General features: G+C 73.1%; 15 protein-coding genes. 4 read left to right on the top strand and 11 right to left on the bottom strand.

Features of this window, described 5'->3' with window-relative positions:
• Positions 1–713: 713 nt before the first annotated feature.
• From tyrS to argC, 10 genes are all read right to left on the bottom strand, one after another.
• On the bottom strand, positions 714–1988 hold the full coding sequence (tyrS, locus tag ACFPZN_RS13650; RefSeq protein ID WP_378282284.1) for a tyrosine--tRNA ligase: 1275 nt from the start codon (positions 1986–1988) through the stop codon (positions 714–716).
• A 76-nt stretch (positions 1989–2064) separates the two neighbouring features.
• Positions 2065–2472, bottom strand: a complete 408-nt coding sequence (locus ACFPZN_RS13655; protein WP_378282285.1) for a hypothetical protein — start codon at positions 2470–2472, stop codon at positions 2065–2067.
• Between the two features lie 26 nt (positions 2473–2498).
• Positions 2499–3161 carry a DNA-3-methyladenine glycosylase gene (locus ACFPZN_RS13660; RefSeq protein ID WP_378282286.1) on the bottom strand — a complete coding sequence of 221 codons (663 nt, stop codon included), beginning with the start codon at positions 3159–3161 and terminating at the stop codon, positions 2499–2501.
• Positions 3162–3185: 24 nt separating this feature from the next.
• Complete coding sequence (gene argH, locus ACFPZN_RS13665) at positions 3186–4619, bottom strand: argininosuccinate lyase (RefSeq protein WP_378282287.1); 1434 nt, start codon at positions 4617–4619, stop codon at positions 3186–3188.
• Positions 4620–4801: 182 nt separating this feature from the next.
• Positions 4802–5308: an arginine repressor gene (locus tag ACFPZN_RS13670; RefSeq protein WP_378282288.1), complete on the bottom strand. Its 507-nt coding sequence runs from the start codon at positions 5306–5308 to the stop codon at positions 4802–4804.
• Positions 5309–5316: 8 nt separating this feature from the next.
• A complete protein-coding gene (gene argF / locus ACFPZN_RS13675) occupies positions 5317–6246 on the bottom strand; it encodes an ornithine carbamoyltransferase (protein ID WP_378282289.1) in 930 nt (309 codons plus the stop codon).
• Positions 6247–6249: 3 nt separating this feature from the next.
• Positions 6250–7503: an acetylornithine transaminase gene (locus tag ACFPZN_RS13680; protein ID WP_378282290.1), complete on the bottom strand. Its 1254-nt coding sequence runs from the start codon at positions 7501–7503 to the stop codon at positions 6250–6252.
• A complete protein-coding gene (gene argB, locus ACFPZN_RS13685) occupies positions 7500–8447 on the bottom strand; it encodes an acetylglutamate kinase (protein WP_378282407.1) in 948 nt (315 codons plus the stop codon). Before argB ends, ACFPZN_RS13680 begins: the two co-directional genes overlap by 4 nt.
• Before the next feature lie 50 nt (positions 8448–8497).
• Positions 8498–9655, bottom strand: coding sequence for a bifunctional glutamate N-acetyltransferase/amino-acid acetyltransferase ArgJ (gene argJ, locus ACFPZN_RS13690; protein WP_378282291.1), 1158 nt, complete (start codon positions 9653–9655; stop codon positions 8498–8500).
• The gene (argC, locus tag ACFPZN_RS13695) at positions 9652–10680 is read right to left on the bottom strand and encodes an N-acetyl-gamma-glutamyl-phosphate reductase (RefSeq protein WP_378282292.1); all 1029 of its coding nucleotides are present in this window, start codon (positions 10678–10680) and stop codon (positions 9652–9654) included. Before argC ends, argJ begins: the two co-directional genes overlap by 4 nt.
• A 133-nt stretch (positions 10681–10813) precedes the next feature.
• Between argC and ACFPZN_RS13700 the strand changes: the two genes are divergently transcribed.
• From ACFPZN_RS13700 to ACFPZN_RS13715, 4 genes are all read left to right on the top strand, one after another.
• Positions 10814–11359, top strand: coding sequence for a MarR family winged helix-turn-helix transcriptional regulator (locus ACFPZN_RS13700; RefSeq protein WP_378282293.1), 546 nt, complete (start codon positions 10814–10816; stop codon positions 11357–11359).
• Between the two features lie 42 nt (positions 11360–11401).
• On the top strand, positions 11402–12463 hold the full coding sequence (locus ACFPZN_RS13705) for an ABC transporter ATP-binding protein (RefSeq protein ID WP_378282294.1): 1062 nt from the start codon (positions 11402–11404) through the stop codon (positions 12461–12463).
• Positions 12460–13362 carry an ABC transporter permease gene (locus tag ACFPZN_RS13710; protein ID WP_378282295.1) on the top strand — a complete coding sequence of 301 codons (903 nt, stop codon included), beginning with the start codon at positions 12460–12462 and terminating at the stop codon, positions 13360–13362. The genes ACFPZN_RS13705 and ACFPZN_RS13710 overlap by 4 nt, the downstream gene beginning before the upstream one ends.
• A 121-nt stretch (positions 13363–13483) precedes the next feature.
• Positions 13484–14758 carry a dienelactone hydrolase family protein gene (locus ACFPZN_RS13715; RefSeq protein WP_378282296.1) on the top strand — a complete coding sequence of 425 codons (1275 nt, stop codon included), beginning with the start codon at positions 13484–13486 and terminating at the stop codon, positions 14756–14758.
• 13 nt (positions 14759–14771) lie between these two features.
• On the opposite strand, the gene ACFPZN_RS13720 is transcribed toward ACFPZN_RS13715, so the two are convergent.
• The gene (locus tag ACFPZN_RS13720; protein ID WP_378282297.1) at positions 14772–16454 is read right to left on the bottom strand and encodes an ABC-F family ATP-binding cassette domain-containing protein; all 1683 of its coding nucleotides are present in this window, start codon (positions 16452–16454) and stop codon (positions 14772–14774) included.
• Positions 16455–16652: the final 198 nt, after the last annotated feature.

Raw genomic sequence — 16652 nt, forward strand, 5'->3', positions numbered from 1 at the left:
CTCTCCATCAAGGTCCGAACGACGACTCCGAAAAGCCGCCAAACCTCAGGAAAAAATCCCAGCAAAACACCAACCCGTACACGGGCCGGTGCACTGCCTCAAAGAAATCCCCACCACGAACCCTCACAAGAAGGGACCGCGGCCACGGGGTGGTCCGACCTAAACGGCCGGACCTATAAAGGCACTGGCTTTTAACACGCTGTTGAGTTCTCAAGAAACGGACACCCACCGCGTTCGCGCCCACTCTCGCGAGCCCGTCCTCCGGGGCAACCCTTCTACCCTACCCGACTCGACCGATTTGTCAAACTTCGTCCGGTTCGGTGTACCTCCCAGGTCCGAAGGACGTGAAGAATCTTCACGCCTGCGGTCTGGGAGGTTCCCCTCGGGCCAGCCGCCTGTCGGCGTCCCGCTCCCCTTGGGGCAGGTAGAACATTAGGTCGGTCCCGCAACAGCGTCAAATCGGGGATCGGAGGACCTGAAACCCCAGGTGACAGGGCGTTTTCAGGCGTTGGAACATGCCCGTAACACCCGTCCCGTGACCGCACTGTGACGTGAATCTACCGAGCTTTTCCGTGCCGGCCGTCCGAGGTCGGCGCGCTTCCGCGCAGGTGGACGCCCAGACGCGCGTCCACGGCCGCACGGCAGGAGCCCGGGCCCCGCGTCAGCGAACGGACCGGGACCCGGGCTCCTTGTGCCTCATGGCCGCGTGGAGGTCAGTCTCGCTTGACCTCTACGCCGCCCACGTTGCGCTTGCCCCGCCTCAGGACGAGGAAGCGGCCGTGCAGCAGGTCGTCCGCGGACGGCACGGCGTCCTCGGCGGCGACCTTGGTGTTGTTCAGGTACGCGCCGCCCTGGGCGATCGCGCGCCGCGCCTCCGACTTGCTCTTGCACAGCCCGGACGACGCCAGCAGGTCGGCCACGGGCGGCAGCTCGCCCGTCGGGATCTCCACGCGGGGGACCTCGGCCAGCGCCGACCGGAGGGTCCGCTCGTCCAGCTCCTCCAGAGCCCCCTGGCCGAAGAGGGCGCGGGACGCCGCGACGGCGCGGTCGGTCTCGTCGGCGCCGTGGACGAGCGTGGTCATCTCCTCCGCGAGCGCCCGCTGCGGGATGCGCGCGGCCGGACGGTCGCCGCCCTGCTTGACCAGGTCCTCGATCTCCTCCCGCGAGCGGAAGGAGAACACCTTGAGGAACTTCTCCACGTCGCGGTCGTCGGCGTTGAACCAGAACTGGTAGAACGCGTACGGCGAGGTCAGCTCGGGGTCGAGCCAGTAGGTCTCGCCGCCGGCGGTCTTGCCGAACTTGCTGCCGTCGGCCTTGGTGAGCAGCGGGGTGGTGAGGGCGTGCGCGGACGCCCCCTCCACCCGGCGGATCAGGTCGACGCCCGCGGTGAGGTTGCCCCACTGGTCGCTGCCGCCGGTCTGGAGCAGGCAGCCGTACCGCCGGTGCAGTTCCAGGTAGTCCATCGACTGCAGCAGCACGTAGCTGAACTCGGTGTAGCTCAGCCCGGTCTCGAGGCGGGTCTTCACCGTCTCGCGCGCCAGCATGCGGTTGACCGGGAAGTGCTTGCCGATGTCGCGCAGGAACTCGATGACCGACAGCCCGCCGGTCCAGTCGAGGTTGCTGACCATGGTGGCCGATTCGGGGGCGTCGCCGAAGTCCAGGAACCGGGAGATCTGCCCGTGGATCCGCCGGACCCAGCCGGCGACGGTCTCCTCGGAGTTCAGGACCCGCTCGGCGCTCTTGCCGCTGGGGTCGCCGATCAGTCCGGTGGCGCCGCCGACCAGGCCGATGGGACGGTGCCCGGCCTGCTGGAAGCGGCGCAGCAGCAGGATCTGGATGAGGTTGCCCAGGTGCAGCGACGGCGCGGTCGGGTCGAATCCGCAATAGAGCGTGACCGGCCCCGCGGCGAGCAGTGCCCGCAGTTCGTCCAGATCGGTGGACTGCGCGATCAGTTCGCGCCACGCGAGATCGTCGAGGATGTCGGTCACGTTCTCCCTCGTTCCAGCATTGCCGGTGGTACGTCTACCAGGTTGCCTGATGGGCCGCCGTTCACCGTAACGGTTTTCAGCGGCCATACATGAAAGAGCGGGCGGGCACGAAGAGTTCGTGTCCCGAGGCGAACCGGGCCCGGACGCCGGCGGGTTCCCAGACGGCGTCCTTGAGCACGGGCCGGTCTCCGACCGGGAGTTCGATCTCCACGAAGTGCCCGTACCCCAGGCCCGAGTCGCGTCCGGCGTAGATCTGGTGCTCCACGACCCGGCCGAAGATCAGGCTGCGTCCTTCCTGCAAGCCTATGTAGTGCTGCGACTCGTCCGGGTACTGGATGGTCGACGGTTGCTGCAGCTGCTTCAGCGTGGTCGTGCGCTGCAGCGTCAGGTCCAGGAAGAGGACCGCGAGGATGACCACGGCCGGCACGAGGGAGGCGGCCAGGGCGATCCCGCGGGAGCTCCCGCGGGCCGCTTTGCGGGGCATTGCGCCCTCCTCTTCCAGTCCGGGGGTCATGCGGTCGGTTTCCGCTTGCGCGGGACGTGGGCGCGGTACGGGGAGACGGTGGGGTCGCCGTCGATCCAGAAGCGCCAGGGCGTCTCCTTGCCCCCGTTCACGCCGGTGCGGGGTCCTGACCTGATCCGGGACGGGTCGGCCGGCTCCCCCGCCGTGATCTTCAGCGGGCGGTCCGGGGAGCACACGTCCGAGCCGTTCTGGTCGCGCCCGATGCCCAGGGCGGTGCACAGCCGTGCGGGGCCGCGGGCCAGGTCGCGTTCGGTGGAGTTCGGGCGGCGTTCCCTGGCGGTGCCCATCCCGGCGACGATCCCGCCGGCGCGCAGCAGGACGGCCGAGGCCGTGCCGTCCTCGCCGCAGACCAGGTTCACGCAGAAGTGCATGCCGTAGGTGAAGTACACGTAGGCGTGCCCCGGAGGCCCGAACATCACCGCCGTACGGGGCGTGAGCCCGCGGTACGCGTGCGAGGCGGGGTCGAGCATGCCCGCGTACGCCTCGACCTCGGTGAGGCGCAGCGCGACGTCGCCGTGGACGAGGACGTGCCCGAGCAGGTCCGGGGCGACCTCCTCCACGGGCCGGTCGAAGAACTCCCTGGGCAGCGGTTCGCGGGTGAGGGCCTGGGCGGAGACCTCGGGCCCCCCGGGGGGTTGTGTGGGTGCCATCGTGCGGGTCGCGTCCAGGAGGGGTCAGGAGTCGGTGTCGGTGCCGTCCGAGCCCGCGGCCCAGGCGGCGTGGCCGTCGACGAGGGCGCGCAGCGAGGCCAGCTGGTCGCGGACGCGGTCGGGGGCGGTGCCGCCGTGCGCCTTGCGGCTGGCCAGGGCGCCCTGGACGTTGAAAACCTCGCGGACGTCCGGGGTCAGGTGCGGGGACACCTTGACCAGCTCCTCGTCGGTGAGGTCGTCGAAGTCCTTGTCGTTGACCTGGCACCAGACGACCAGGTGGCCGACGACCTCGTGCGCGTCGCGGAAGGCGACGCCGCGCCGGACCAGCAGCTCGGCCAGGTCGGTGGCCAGGGCGAAGCCGTCGGGGGCCGAGGACTCCAGGCGCTCGGTGTTGACCCGCATGGTCGCGATCAGGCCGGACATGGCGGGGAGCACGAGCAGCAGCGTCTCGACGGCGTCGAAGGCGCCCTCCTTGTCCTCCTGCAGGTCGCGGTTGTAGGTCAGCGGCAGGCCCTTGAGGGTGGTCAGGAGGCCGACCAGGTGGCCGATGAGGCGGCCGGCCTTGCCGCGGGCCAGCTCGGCGACGTCGGGGTTCTTCTTCTGCGGCATGATCGACGACCCGGTGGCGTAGGTGTCGTCCATCTCGATCCACCGGAACTCCTGCGAGGCCCACAGGCAGATCTCCTCGCCCAGGCGGGAGAGGTGGACGCCGGTGAGCGCGGCGGCGAAGAGGAACTCGGCGACGAAGTCGCGGTCGGCGACGGCGTCCATGGAGTTGGGGGCGGCCGCGTCGAAGCCGAGCTCGGCGGCGGTGGCCTGCGGGTCCAGCGGCAGCGACGAGCCGGCCAGGGCGCCCGAGCCGAGCGGGGAGACCGCGGCGCGGCGGTCCCAGTCGCGCAGCCGGTCGATGTCGCGGGTGAGCGGCTGAACGTGCGCCAGCAGCTGGTGGGAGAACAGCACGGGCTGGGCGTGCTGGAGGTGGGTCATGCCGGGGGCGGCGACGCCCATGTTGTGCTCGGCCTGGGTGATCAGCGCGGTCTCCAACTCGACCAGCCGGCTGACGATCTGCCGGACGTGGTCGCGCAGGTAGAGCCGCAGGTCGGTGGCGACCTGGTCGTTGCGGCTGCGGCCGGCGCGCAGCTTGCCGCCGAGGGCGCCGAGGCGTTCCAGCAGGCCGCGCTCCAGCGCGGTGTGCACGTCCTCGTCGGCGACGGTGGGACGGAACTCGCCGTTGCGGCAGGCCGTCTCCAGGTCGTCGAGGGCACCGAGCATGCGCTCGAGCTCGTCGCCGGTGAGCAGCCCCGCCCGGTTGAGCACGCGGGCGTGCGCGCGCGAGCCCATCAGGTCGTACGGGGCGAGCCGCCAGTCGAACTGGACGCTCACCGAGAGCCGCGCGAGCGCGTCCGACGGCCCGCCCTCGAACCGGCCGCCCCACAGTCGCGTCGGTGCCTTCGTCACGAAAATCCTCTTTCCCACCGCTAGGGGTTTGTTCCTCGGTGCCGCGTCACCGCGCGGGCGCCGGGGTCTCCTGCTGTCTCCGGAGTCCGGCTCGGCCCGGGCGCGCAGGTGCCCGTCCAACCGTACTGCCACCCGGGCATCCGGCATCAACGCACGGCCGCGAGCCCGGCCCCGAGGGCCGGTCAGCCGCGCCGTTCCCGCCCGGCGGCCAGCTTCAGCAGCGCCTGGGCCAGTTCCTCGCCGCCGTCCGGGCTGCGCGCGATCACGAGGATGGAGTCGTCGCCGGCGACCGTGCCGAGGACCGAGGGCCACTCGGCGTGGTCGATGGCCGAGGCCAGGTACTGGGCGGCGCCCGGCGGGGTCCGCACCATGACCAGGTTGGCCGACGCCTCGGCGGAGACCAGGAGTTCGGCGGCCAGCCGGCCGAGCCGGCCGGTGAACGACTCGGCGTCGCCTCCGGTGCGGGCGCGCCGGATCCGGTCGCCGCCCTCCCCCGGGACGGCGTAGATCAGGCTGCCGTCGTCGCCGCGGAGCCGGACCGCGCCGATCTCCACGAGGTCGCGCGACAGCGTCGCCTGGGTGACCTCGACGCCCTCGTCGGCCAGCAGCTTGGCCAGCTCCGCCTGGGAGTGGACGTGGTTGCGGGACAGCAGATCGACGACCTTGGCCTGGCGCGCGGTCTTGGTCATCGGGATCGTCATCGCGCGCCGCCCGCCGAGCGCTCCAGCAGCCAGGCGATCAGCGCCTTCTGCGCGTGCAGCCGGTTCTCCGCCTCGTCCCAGACCACGCTGCGGGGGCCGTCGAGGACGGCGGCGGCGATCTCCTTGCCGCGGTAGGCGGGCAGGCAGTGCAGCACGATCGCGTCGTCGTCCGCCTGGGCCAGCAGCGCCTCGTCGACGGCGTACGGCTCGTACAGCGAGGTGTCCTTGCCCTCCTGCCCCATCGACACCCAGGTGTCGGTGGCCAGCACGTCGGCGCCGGCGGCGGCCCGCTTGGCGTCGGCGGTGACGGTCACGGACCCGCCGGTGGACGCGGCGATCTCCGCGGCGCGGGCCACGACCGCGGCGTCGGGCGGCAGCGACTCGGGGGCGCCGATCCGCACGTGCATCCCGGCGGTGGCGCCGCCCAGCAGGTAGGAGTGGGCCATGTTGTTGGCGCCGTCGCCGAAGTAGGCGAGGGTCAGCCCGGCGAGGGCTCCCTTGGACTCCCGGACCGTCTGCAGGTCGGCGAGGACCTGGCAGGGGTGGAACTCGTCGGTGAGGGCGTTGATCACCGGGACGGTCGTGCCCGCGGCCATCTCCTCGATCCGCTCCTGCCCCGCGGTCCGCCACACGATCGCGCCGGCCTGCCGTTCCAGGACCCGGGCGGTGTCGGAGATGCTCTCCCCGCGGCCGAGCTGGCTGGTGCCGGCGTCCAGGACCAGGGCGTGGCCGCCGAGCTCGGCGATGCCGGTGGCGAAGGAGATCCGGGTGCGGGTGGACGGCTTGTCGAACAGCACCGCCACCGTCCGGGGGCCTTCCAGGGGCCGGTGGGCGAACCGGTCGCGCTTCATGGCGGCGGCCAGCTCCAGCACCTCGGCCTGCTCGGCGGGCGTGAGATCGTCGTCCCGGAGGAAGTGCCTGGCCATCGGTCAGTTCTCCTTCTCGGCGGCGGCGTCGAGGATCGCCGGGAGGGCGTCCACGAACGACCCCGCCTGGTCGGGGGTGAGGATGAGGGGCGGGGCGAGCCGGACCGCGGCCGGCTGCAGGGCGTTGACCAGGAACCCGGCGGAGCGGGCGGCGGCCTCGACCGCGGCGGAGCGGTCGGCGGTCAGCACCAGCGCCCGCCACAGTCCGCGGCCGCGCACGCCGGCGTCCCCGGCGGCCAGCAGGGGGTGGCCGACGGCGGCGATCCCGGCGGCCAGGCGCTCCCCGACGGCGGTGACCTGGTCGAGCAGGCCCTCCTTCTCGATGGTGCCGATCACGGCGAGGGCGGCGGCGGCGCTCACCGGGTTGCCGCCGAACGTGCTGCCGTGGTCGCCCTTGGCGAAGACGTCCCCGTGCGGGCCGAACGCGACGCACGCGCCGATCGGCAGGCCGCCGCCCAGCCCCTTGGCGAGGGTGAGGACATCGGGGGCGGCCTCGCCCAGCTCGTGCCGGAAGGCGAACCAGGCCCCGGTGCGGCCGACCGCGGACTGGATCTCGTCGGCCACGAACAGCGCCCCGGTGGCGTCGCAGATCCGCCGCGCGGCGGCGAAGTAGCCCTCGGGCGGCGGGACGACCCCGGCCTCGCCCTGCGCGGGCTCCAGGAACACCGCCGCGCACTCGTCGGTCACCGCGGCCTCGAGCGCCGCGGCGTCCCCGTACGGGACGAACCGCACGTCCAGCGCGTACGGGCCGAACGGGTCGCGGATGGCGGCCTTGCCGGTCAGCGCCAGCGCGCCCATGCTGCGGCCGTGGAAGCCGTTCTCGGCGGCGACGAAGTAGGACCGGCCGTGCGTCTTGCCGTACTTGATGGCGATCTTGAGCGCGGCCTCGTTGGCCTCGGTGCCGCTGTTGGCCAGGAACACCCGGGCGTCGGCGCCGAGCAGCTCCAGGAGCTTCTCGGCCAGCAGCACCTCGGGCTCGTGCAGGAAGAGGTTGGAGGTGTGGGCGAGGCGCGCGACCTGCGCGGACACCGCCTCGACCAGGGCCGGGTGGCCGTGCCCGAGGCTGCTGACGGCGATGCCGGAGATCAGGTCGAGGTAGACGTTGCCGTCGACGTCCCACACCCGGCTGCCCTCGCCGCGCGCCAGCGCCAGCGGCGGGACGCCGTAGTTGGGCATGAACGCCGCCCCGAACCGCGCCCTGAGATCGTCGTTCGCGCTCGTGGTGTTCGTGGTGTTCGTGCCGTTCGTCCCGGTCATGGCGTGTCCTCCGCTCCGCTCGCCGTCCCCGCGGCCCCGGCCGGGACGGCGGCGGCGCCCGGCACGCTGGGCAGCACCATCGTCCCGACGCCCTCGTCGGTGAAGATCTCCAGCAGCAGCGAGTGCGGCACCCGGCCGTCCAGCACGTGCGCCTGCGGGACCCCGCCCCGCACCGCGTGCAGGCAGGCCTCCATCTTGGGCACCATCCCCGACGACAGCTCGGGCAGCAGCCCCGCCAGCTCGTCGGTGGTGAGGCCGTCGATCACGTCGTCGCTGGCGGGCCAGTCGGCGTACAGGCCCTCCACGTCGGTGAGCACCACCAGCTTCTCGGCGTCCAGCGCCACCGCCAGCGCGGCCGCGGCGGTGTCGGCGTTGACGTTGTAGATCTGGCCGTCGTCGCCGCGCGCCACGCTGGAGACCACCGGGATCCGGCCGTCGTCCAGCAGCGCGCGGACCGCGCCGACCTGCACCTCGACGATCTCCCCGACCTGGCCGATGTCGACCGGCTCGCCGTCCACCACGGCGTGCTTGCGCTCGGCGGTGAACAGGTTGGCGTCCTCGCCCGACATCCCCACCGCGAACGCGCCGTGCCGGTTGACCAGCCCGACCACGTCCCGGTTGACCTGGCCGACCAGCACCATCCGGACGACCTCCATCGCCTCGGGGGTGGTCACCCGCAGCCCGGCGGTGAAGCTGGACTCGATCCCGGCCCGGTCCAGCGCGGCGTTGATCTGCGGGCCGCCGCCGTGCACGATCACCGGGCGCAGCCCCGCGTAGCGCAGGAACACGATGTCGTCGGCGAACGAGGCGCGCAGCGCCTCGTCGGTCATCGCGTGCCCGCCGTACTTGATCACGACGGTGGTGCCGTGGAACCGCTGCAGCCAGGGCAGCGCCTCGACCAGCGTCCCGGCCTTCTCCAGGACCCCGGCCCGGTTCTTGCGCATCCGCGCCCCGGAGACCGTGCTCACCCCGTCGCTCCGCTCCTCGGCCGGGCTCATGTGCTGTACGCCGAATTCTCGTGGACGTACTCGGCGGTGAGGTCGGTCGTCCAGACGGTGGCGCTGTGCGGGCCCGCCGACAGGTCGACGGTGATCGTCACGTCCCGGGGGCGCAGGTCGACCTTGTCGCGGTCGTCGCCGACCGAGCCGTTCCGGCAGACCCACACTCCGTTGATCGCGACGTTGAGGTGGGCGGGCTCGAAGACGGCGTCGGTGGTGCCGACCGCCGACAGCACCCGGCCCCAGTTGGGGTCCTCGCCGTGGATGGCGCACTTGAGCAGGTTGTTGCGGGCGATGGAGCGGCCGACGGTGACCGCGTCGTCCTCGCTGCCGGCGCCGACGACCTCGATGGTGATCGCCTTGGACGCGCCCTCGGCGTCGACCAGGAGCTGCCGGGTCAGGTCGGCGGCGACCTCGGTGAGCAGCGCGGTGAAGGCGGCCTCGTCGGGCGTGACGCCGGAGGCGCCGGAGGCCAGCAGCAGCACGGTGTCGTTGGTGGACATGCAGCCGTCGGCGTCCAGCCGGTCCAGGGTGACGCCGGTGGCGGCGCGCAGCGCCCGGTCCAGGGCGGCGGCGTCCAGGTCGGCGTCGGTGGTGATCACGCAGAGCATGGTGGCCAGCGAGGGGGCCAGCATGCCGGCGCCCTTGGCCATCCCGCCGATCATGTAGCCGCCCGCGCCCTGCCGGAAGGCGATCTTGGCGACGGTGTCGGTGGTGCGGATGGCGTCGGCGGCGGCCAGCCCGCCGTCGCCGCGCGTCAGCTCGCCGCCCGCGGCGTCCACGCCGGACAGCAGCGCGTCCATCGGCAGCCGCTCCCCGATCAGTCCGGTGGAGCAGACCGCGATCTCGCCGGCGGAGTCGTCCAGGACCTCGGCGACCTTCTCGGCGGTGGCGTGGGTGTCCTGGAAGCCGGCGGGGCCGGTGCAGGCGTTGGCGCCGCCGGAGTTGAGCACCACCGCGCGCACCCTGCCGCCCTTGAGGACCTGCTCGGACCACAGCACCGGGGCGGCCTTCACACGGTTGCGGGTGAAGACGCCGGCCGCGGCGCGGGACGGCCCGTCGTTGACGACCAGGGCCAGGTCTCGGGCTCCGCTGTCCTTCAGCCCGGCGACGACGCCGGCGGCGCGGAACCCCTGTGGGGCGGTGACGCTCAAGGGGACACTCCGATCGTGGTGAGACCGAGTTCTTCGTGGAGGCCGAGGGCGAGGTTGGCGCTCTGCACGGCGCCGCCCCCGGTGCCCTTGGTGAGGTTGTCGATGGCGGCGACCACGACGGCGCGGCCGGCGCGCTCGTCGTGGGCGACCTGGACGAGGGCGGTGTTGGCGCCGAGCGTCATGGACGTGGCCGGCCACCGCCCCTCGGGCAGGAGGCCCACGAACGGCTCGCCGTCGTAGGCCAGGCCGTAGGCGTCGCGCAGGGTCTCCAGGGTGACGCCGGGCCGCGTCTTGGCCGTGCAGGTGGCCAGGATGCCGCGGCTCATCGGCGCCAGCGTGGGCGTGAACGACACGGTGACCGGCTCACCGGCGACCCCGCTGAGGTTCTGGATCATCTCGGGGGTGTGCCGGTGGACGCCGCCGACGCCGTACGCGCTGACCGAGCCCATGACCTCGCTGCCCAGCAGGTGGGGCTTGAGGCTGCGGCCGGCGCCGGAGGTGCCGGAGGCGGCGACGACGACCACGTCGGGCTCGACCAGTCCGGCGGCGAAGGCGGGGTAGAGCGCCAGCGTGACCGCGGTCGGGTAGCAGCCGGGGACGGCGATGCGCCTGGCCCCGGCGAGGGCCTCGCGCTGGCCGGGCAGCTCGGGGAGCCCGTACGGCCAGGTCCCCGCGTGCGGGGTGCCGTAGAAGTCGGTCCAGTCGGCGGGGTCGGCGAGCCGGAAGTCGGCGCCGCAGTCGACCACCAGCACGTCCTCGCCCAGCTTCTCGGCCAGCGGCCCGGACTGGCCGTGCGGCAGCGCCAGGAACACCACGTCGTGCCCGGCCAGGGCGTCCGGCGTGGTCGGCGCGAGCGTGCGGCCGGCCAGCGATCGCAGGTGCGGCTGGTGCGCGCCGAGTTCGGTGCCGGCGTTGGAGCCGGCCGTGAGCGTGCCGATCTCGAATCCGGGATGGCCGGCGAGGATGCGCAGCACCTCGCCGCCCGCGTATCCGCTGGCGCCGGCGACCGCCGCCCTGACTCCCATGGTCTCCGCCCCTTCCCCGATGAACGAACGGCAAGAGTATGCATGAGACTGGATGGATATTCAAGTCGATCTCAAGGATACTTCGAGAACTAATCATTTGACAGCTAAATTTCGGGTGCCTAAGAATAGGGTCATGCAGGAGGAACCCAACCTGGGCTTCGGCGACCTGAGCGCCCTCGGCCCCGTCGAGGAGTGGCCCGTCGGACGCCTGTTCGCCGCGGCCGCCCGGCTCTCCGGCCCGGTCATGTACCGGCTGGTGGAGCGGCACGGTGCCAGCCCGGCGGGCTTCTTCCTGCTGCGCGCGCTCATGCTGGAGAACGGGCTGCGCGCCGGGGAGCTGGCCAAGCGCCTGATGATCACCCCCGCGACGGTCACCTCGGTGGTCGACACCCTGGAGCGCAACGGCCACGCCGAACGCCGCCGCGACCCGCGCGACCGCCGCGCCGTCCTGGTGCACATCACCGACTCGGGCCGGAGCCTGGTCTCGGAGACGGGGCACGCCCTCCAGGACGACCTCTGGCAGCTCTACGACGTGGTCGACGAGGCCGACGAGCCGGCCGTCCGCCGGTTCCTGCTCCGCCTGATCGAGCGCTTCGACCGGTTCCCCGACGACGATCCCCCGCGCTCCCCCGAGGACGGGGCCCGGGGCGGCATCCCGGGCTGCGCCCCGCCTCGCTGACCCCGCACGCGGCCACCCGACCACGACGAAAGGACCGAGCACGTGTCCCCACCCCAGGAGACCGCCAGGTCCTCCGGCGCGACGGCGCCCGAGGACGCGGCGGCGAAGGTGGCCGGGGCCGCCCCGGCCGCGGCCGCGGCAGGCGGCGACGAGCGCCCCGTGGCCGTCCGCACGGTCGATCTGCACAAGACCTACTCCAGCCCGCGCGGCGACGTTCGCGCCGTGCAGGGCGTCGACCTGGACGTGGCCCAGGGCGAGTTCTTCGGCCTGCTCGGCCCCAACGGCGCCGGCAAGTCGACCACCATCGGGATGCTCACCACGCTGGTGGTGCCCACGTCCGGACGGGCCGAGGTGTGCGGGCTCGACGTCGTCCGCGACCAGGTCGAGGTCAAGCGCCGCATCGGGATGGTGTCGCAGAACAACACCCTCGACAACGACCTGGACGCGTTCGAGAACCTGGAGTTCCGCGGCCGCTACTTCGGCATGGGGCGCAAGGACGCCCGGCGCCGCGCCGACGAGCTGCTGGAGATGTTCAACCTGACCGACCGGCGGAAGGGCAACCCGTTCGAGATGTCGGGCGGCCAGGCCAAGCGGCTGATGATCTGCCGCGCGCTGGTGCACCGCCCGCAGGTGCTGTTCCTGGACGAGCCCACCGCCGGCCTCGACCCGCAGACCCGCGTCAACCTCTGGGAGGTGCTGCGCACGCTGCAGGCCGACGGGCAGACCACCGTCCTCACCACGCACTACATGGAGGAGGCGGAGGCGCTCTGCGACCGGGTCGCGGTCGTCGACCACGGCAAGGTCCTGGCCAGCGGCACCGTGGACGGCCTCAAGTCCTCCGCGGGCGCCGACACCGTGATCACCGTGACCTACGACGGGCCGCCGCCGGACGGCGTCGCGGCGCTGCGCGAGCACGCGGCCGTCGGCAGGGTCGAGATCACCGGGCGGCAGGTGCGGGTGTTCGCCCGCGAGGCCGACGGCGTGCTCGGCGACCTGGTGGCGATCGGCGCGGCGGCCGGGGTCGGCGTCACCGACGCCGCGCAGCTGCGGCCCAGCCTGGAGACCGTGTTCCTCACCCTGACCGGACGGGAGTACCGCGAATGAGCACCGAGCAGGCCGCACAGGACGAACAGTCCGGGCAGGTCGCGCAGGCCGGGCGGGTGCTGCTGGAGCCGCCGGCGATGCGCCCGACCGTGACGCGGACGTTCCTGGCGATGATGGCCCGCGAGGTGCGGGTGATGCGCAAGAACTTCATCGCCACGTTCCTGCGCGTGCTGGCCCAGCCGCTGATGTTCGTGTTCGTGTTCGCCTACGTGCTGCCGAAGATCGGCGGCGGTGCGGCGACGATGGGGGCGGGCGGCGCCGCGGCGCAGGGCGCCAACTTCACCACCGTCCTGGTGCCGGGGCTGGTGGCCTCCTCGATCCTGATGCAGGCGATGATGGCGGCGATCATGCCGCTGATGATGGAGCTGACCTGGCAGCGCTCCATCACCGACCGGGCGCTGGCCCCGCTGCCGGTGCCGATGCTGGCCATCCAGAAGATCACCGCGGCCGGGCTGCAGGGGCTGATCGGCGGGCTGCTGGTCTTCCCCGCCGTGCTGTTCATCCACGCCGACGGCCAGGCGCCGCAGGTGCACGTCAGCAGTTGGGCGGTGCTGATCGTGATGATGGTGGCCGGGTCGCTGCTGGCCGCCTCGGGCGGGCTGCTGCTCGGCACGCTGATCGACCCGCAGAAGGCGCAGATCCTCTTCGCGGTGATCCTGCTGCCGGTCACCATGCTCGGCTGCGTCTACTACCCGTGGTCGGCGCTGGACGAGATCCGCTGGCTGCAGATCGCCAGCCTGTTCAACCCCCTGGTGTACGTGAGCGAGGGGCTGCGGGCGGCGCTCACGCCCGACGTCGGGCACATGCCCACGTGGGCGTTCATGCTGGCGGTCATCGGCGGCACGGCGGTGCTGACCTGGGTGTCGACGCGCACGTTCACCAAGCGCGTGCTGACCTGAGCCGCGGGCGGCAGAGCGGAGTGTGCCCGGCCCGGCGGCCACGGCGGTGTCGTCAGGTACACCCCGCTTCGGGTGTTCAGGCCCATGGGGCCCGCCCGGCCCGCTTCCTAGCGTCATGGGCATGACGAAGAACACCTTCCGGAATGCCTCCCGGCGAGCGGGCACCGCGCTGCTCGGCGCGGGCCTCGCCCTGACGGCCGTGCCCACCGCGGCCGCCGCCCTCACCTCCCCCGAACGCCCGCCCGCCGCGCCCGGGAAGAAGGCGGACCCGCGCGGCACGGTGGTGTCGGCCACCCGCGTCGCGCACATGTCCGGCGACGAGGCGGGCCGCTACCTCACCGCCATCAGCCCCGATTTCGGCACCCCCGCGCCCCGCCACGGCGTCGACACCTACCGGGTCGTCTACCGGACGATCTCGGCGACGGGCGCCCCGACCACCGCCAGCGGGGTGGTGTCCCTGCCGGCCCGCACCGCCGGCCGGACCCTGCGCGCCGTCAGCTACGCGCACGGCACGCACGCCTCCCGCGACATGGCCGGGTCCGTCGACGAGCAGGGGCAGAGCCGGGTCGCGGCGATCTACTACGCGGCGGCGGGTTACGCCGGGGTCGCCCCCGACTACCTCGGCCTGGGCCTCGGCCCCGGGCACCACCCCTACATGGACGCCGCGTCCGAAGCCTCGGCGTCCCTGGACATGCTGCGCGCCGCCCGCGCCGTCGCCGCCTCGCACGGCCGCGTCCTGAACCCGCGCGTCCTGGTCACGGGCTTCTCCCAGGGCGGGCACGCGGCCATGGCGCTCGGCCGCGAGCTGCAGAACGGCGCCGACCGGCACCTGCGCCTGGGCGCGCTCGCCCCCATCAGCGGCCCCTACGACATCCGCGACGCCCAGATCCCCGCCTCCCTGTCGGAGGACGGCCCGCTCGCCCCCAGGGCCTCGGTGTTCTACCTGTCCTACGTCTCGGTGGCCTGGAACCGGCTGCACCACATCTACGACTCCCCCTCCCAGGTGTTCAACGCCCCGCACGACAAGGCCGTCGAGGGCCTGTTCAACGGCACCACCGGCGAGGAGGAGATCGTCACGCGGCTGCCCGGCACCATCCGCGAGCTCGCGACGCCGCGGTACCTGCGGCAGCTGGAGCACCCGTCCGGGGCGCTGCTGCGGGCGATCCGGTCGGCGGACGGCACCTGCGACTGGCGCCCCCGCGTCCCGGTCCGCATCTACGGCGCGAGCGGGGACGAGCACGTCGCGTTCGCCAACGCGCGCAGCTGCGCGCGCACGCTGCGCGCGCACGGCGCCCGCCCGCAGGTCGTGGACTACGGGCCGGACGCCGGGCACGACGCGACGGTGTTCAAGGGCCTGCCGGACACCCTCCGCTGGTTCCAGGCCCTCGGCCGCTGAACGGGCGCCGCGGCTACATCGGGTCGACCTCGGTCAGCCCGGCGTCCCGGTCCAGGCGGAGCCACCGTGTGATCCCGATGGTCCGCAGGAAGGGGACGTCGTGGCTGACCACCAGCAGCGCGCCCTGGTAGGCGTCCAGGGCCTGGCCGAGCTGGCGGACGCTGGCCATGTCGAGGTTGTTGGTCGGCTCGTCCAGCATCAGCAGCCGGGGAGCGGGCTCGGCCAGCAGCAGCGCCGCCAGCACGGCCCGGAACCGCTCCCCTCCGGAGAGGGCCCCGGCGCTCCGCTCCGCCCGCGCGCCGCGGAACAGGAACCGCGCCAGCCCCGCCCGCACGGTGTTGACCGGCGCCGACGGCGCGTACGCGCGGACGTTGTCCACCACGCTCAGCCGGTCGTCCAGGACGTCCAGCCGCTGCGGCAGGTACCGGACGCCCTCCACGCCCACCCTGACCGAGAGGCCGTCCGCGCCCGGCACGCCGTCCTCGCCGAGGATCGCCCGCAGCAGCGTGGTCTTCCCGGCGCCGTTCGGCCCGACCAGCGCGATCCGCTCCGGGCCGCGGACGACCAGCTCCCCCAGGGCGCCGGCCCCGGACTCCGGCGCCGGCGAGTCGGACGGCCCGGACGCGGGCACGGCGAGTCCGGTGACGGTCAGCACCGTGCTCCCGGCCGGGACCCGCGTGGCCGGCAGCGCCACCCGGATCTCGGCGTCGTCCCGGACCGCCTCCTCCGCCTCGGCCAGCCGGTCCCGGGCGTCCGACAGCCGCCCCTCGTGCATGATCCGGTGCTTGCCCGCCGACACCTGCGCCTGCCGCCTGCGCTCCTGCATGACGACCTTCGGCTCGCGCTTGCTCTCGAACATCTTGTTGCCGTACCGGACCCGGCGGGCCAGCTTCACATGGGCCTCCTCCAGCTCGCGCTTCTGCCGCCGCAGATCGCCCTCGGCGGCGCGGACGGCCCGTTCGGCCGCCTCCCGCTCGACCGCCAGCAGCTCCTCGTAGGCGGTGAGACCGCCGCCGAAGGACCGGACGGCGCCGTCGCGCAGGTCGGCGATCTCGTCCACCCGCTCCAGCAGCTCCCGGTCGTGGCTGACCACGATCAGCACGCCGGGCCAGGACGACACCGCCTCGTGCAGGCGGCGGCGCGCGTCCAGGTCGAGGTTGTTGGTGGGCTCGTCCAGCAGCAGCACGCCGGGACGGGCCAGGAACCGCCCGGCCAGCCCTACCATGATCGCCTCTCCGCCGGAGAGGGTGCCGACGGTGCGGTCCAGGCCGTCCTTCTCCTCGGCCAGGGACGCGAGGCCGAGGCGGGCCAGCTCGGCGCGGGCCCGTTCCTCCACGTCCCACCCGTCACCGACGGCGGTGAAATTCTGCTCGGTGGCCTCGCCGCGCTCGATCGCGTGCAGCGCGGCGCGCACGGCGGAGACGCCGAGCAGGTCGGACACGGTTTGGGCGGTGCCGAGCGGCAGGTTCTGCGGCAGGTGGCCGATCTCACCGGCCACCGCGACCGAGCCGGACGCCGGGCGCAGCTCGCCCGCGATCAGTTTGAGCAGCGTGGACTTGCCGGAGCCGTTGACGCCGATCAGGCCGGTGCGGCCGGTGCCGAACGCGGCGTCCAGGCCGTCCAGGACGACGGTGCCGTCCGGCCAGGAGAACGACAGCTCCGAGCAGACCACGGAGAAAGGGGATGCGGAAGACATGCGCGGACCTCCAGAACGCGTCGAATCGATCAGGACACGTGGAGACACCGCGGGAACGCGCATCTGGGGCCGGGCCGCCGCGCGGGCATGCGAAAAGCCCGGGACGGAGGGTCCACCAAGGTCAAGAAACGCGCGCGGGCCAAGCCCACCGCGCGGTGTCTGCGACCTCAGTTCTCCAACGGACTCCCCAGCCGGGCG

It is taken from the genome of Actinomadura rugatobispora, assembly GCF_042656285.1.
GTDB classification, from domain to species: domain Bacteria; phylum Actinomycetota; class Actinomycetes; order Streptosporangiales; family Streptosporangiaceae; genus Spirillospora; species Spirillospora rugatobispora.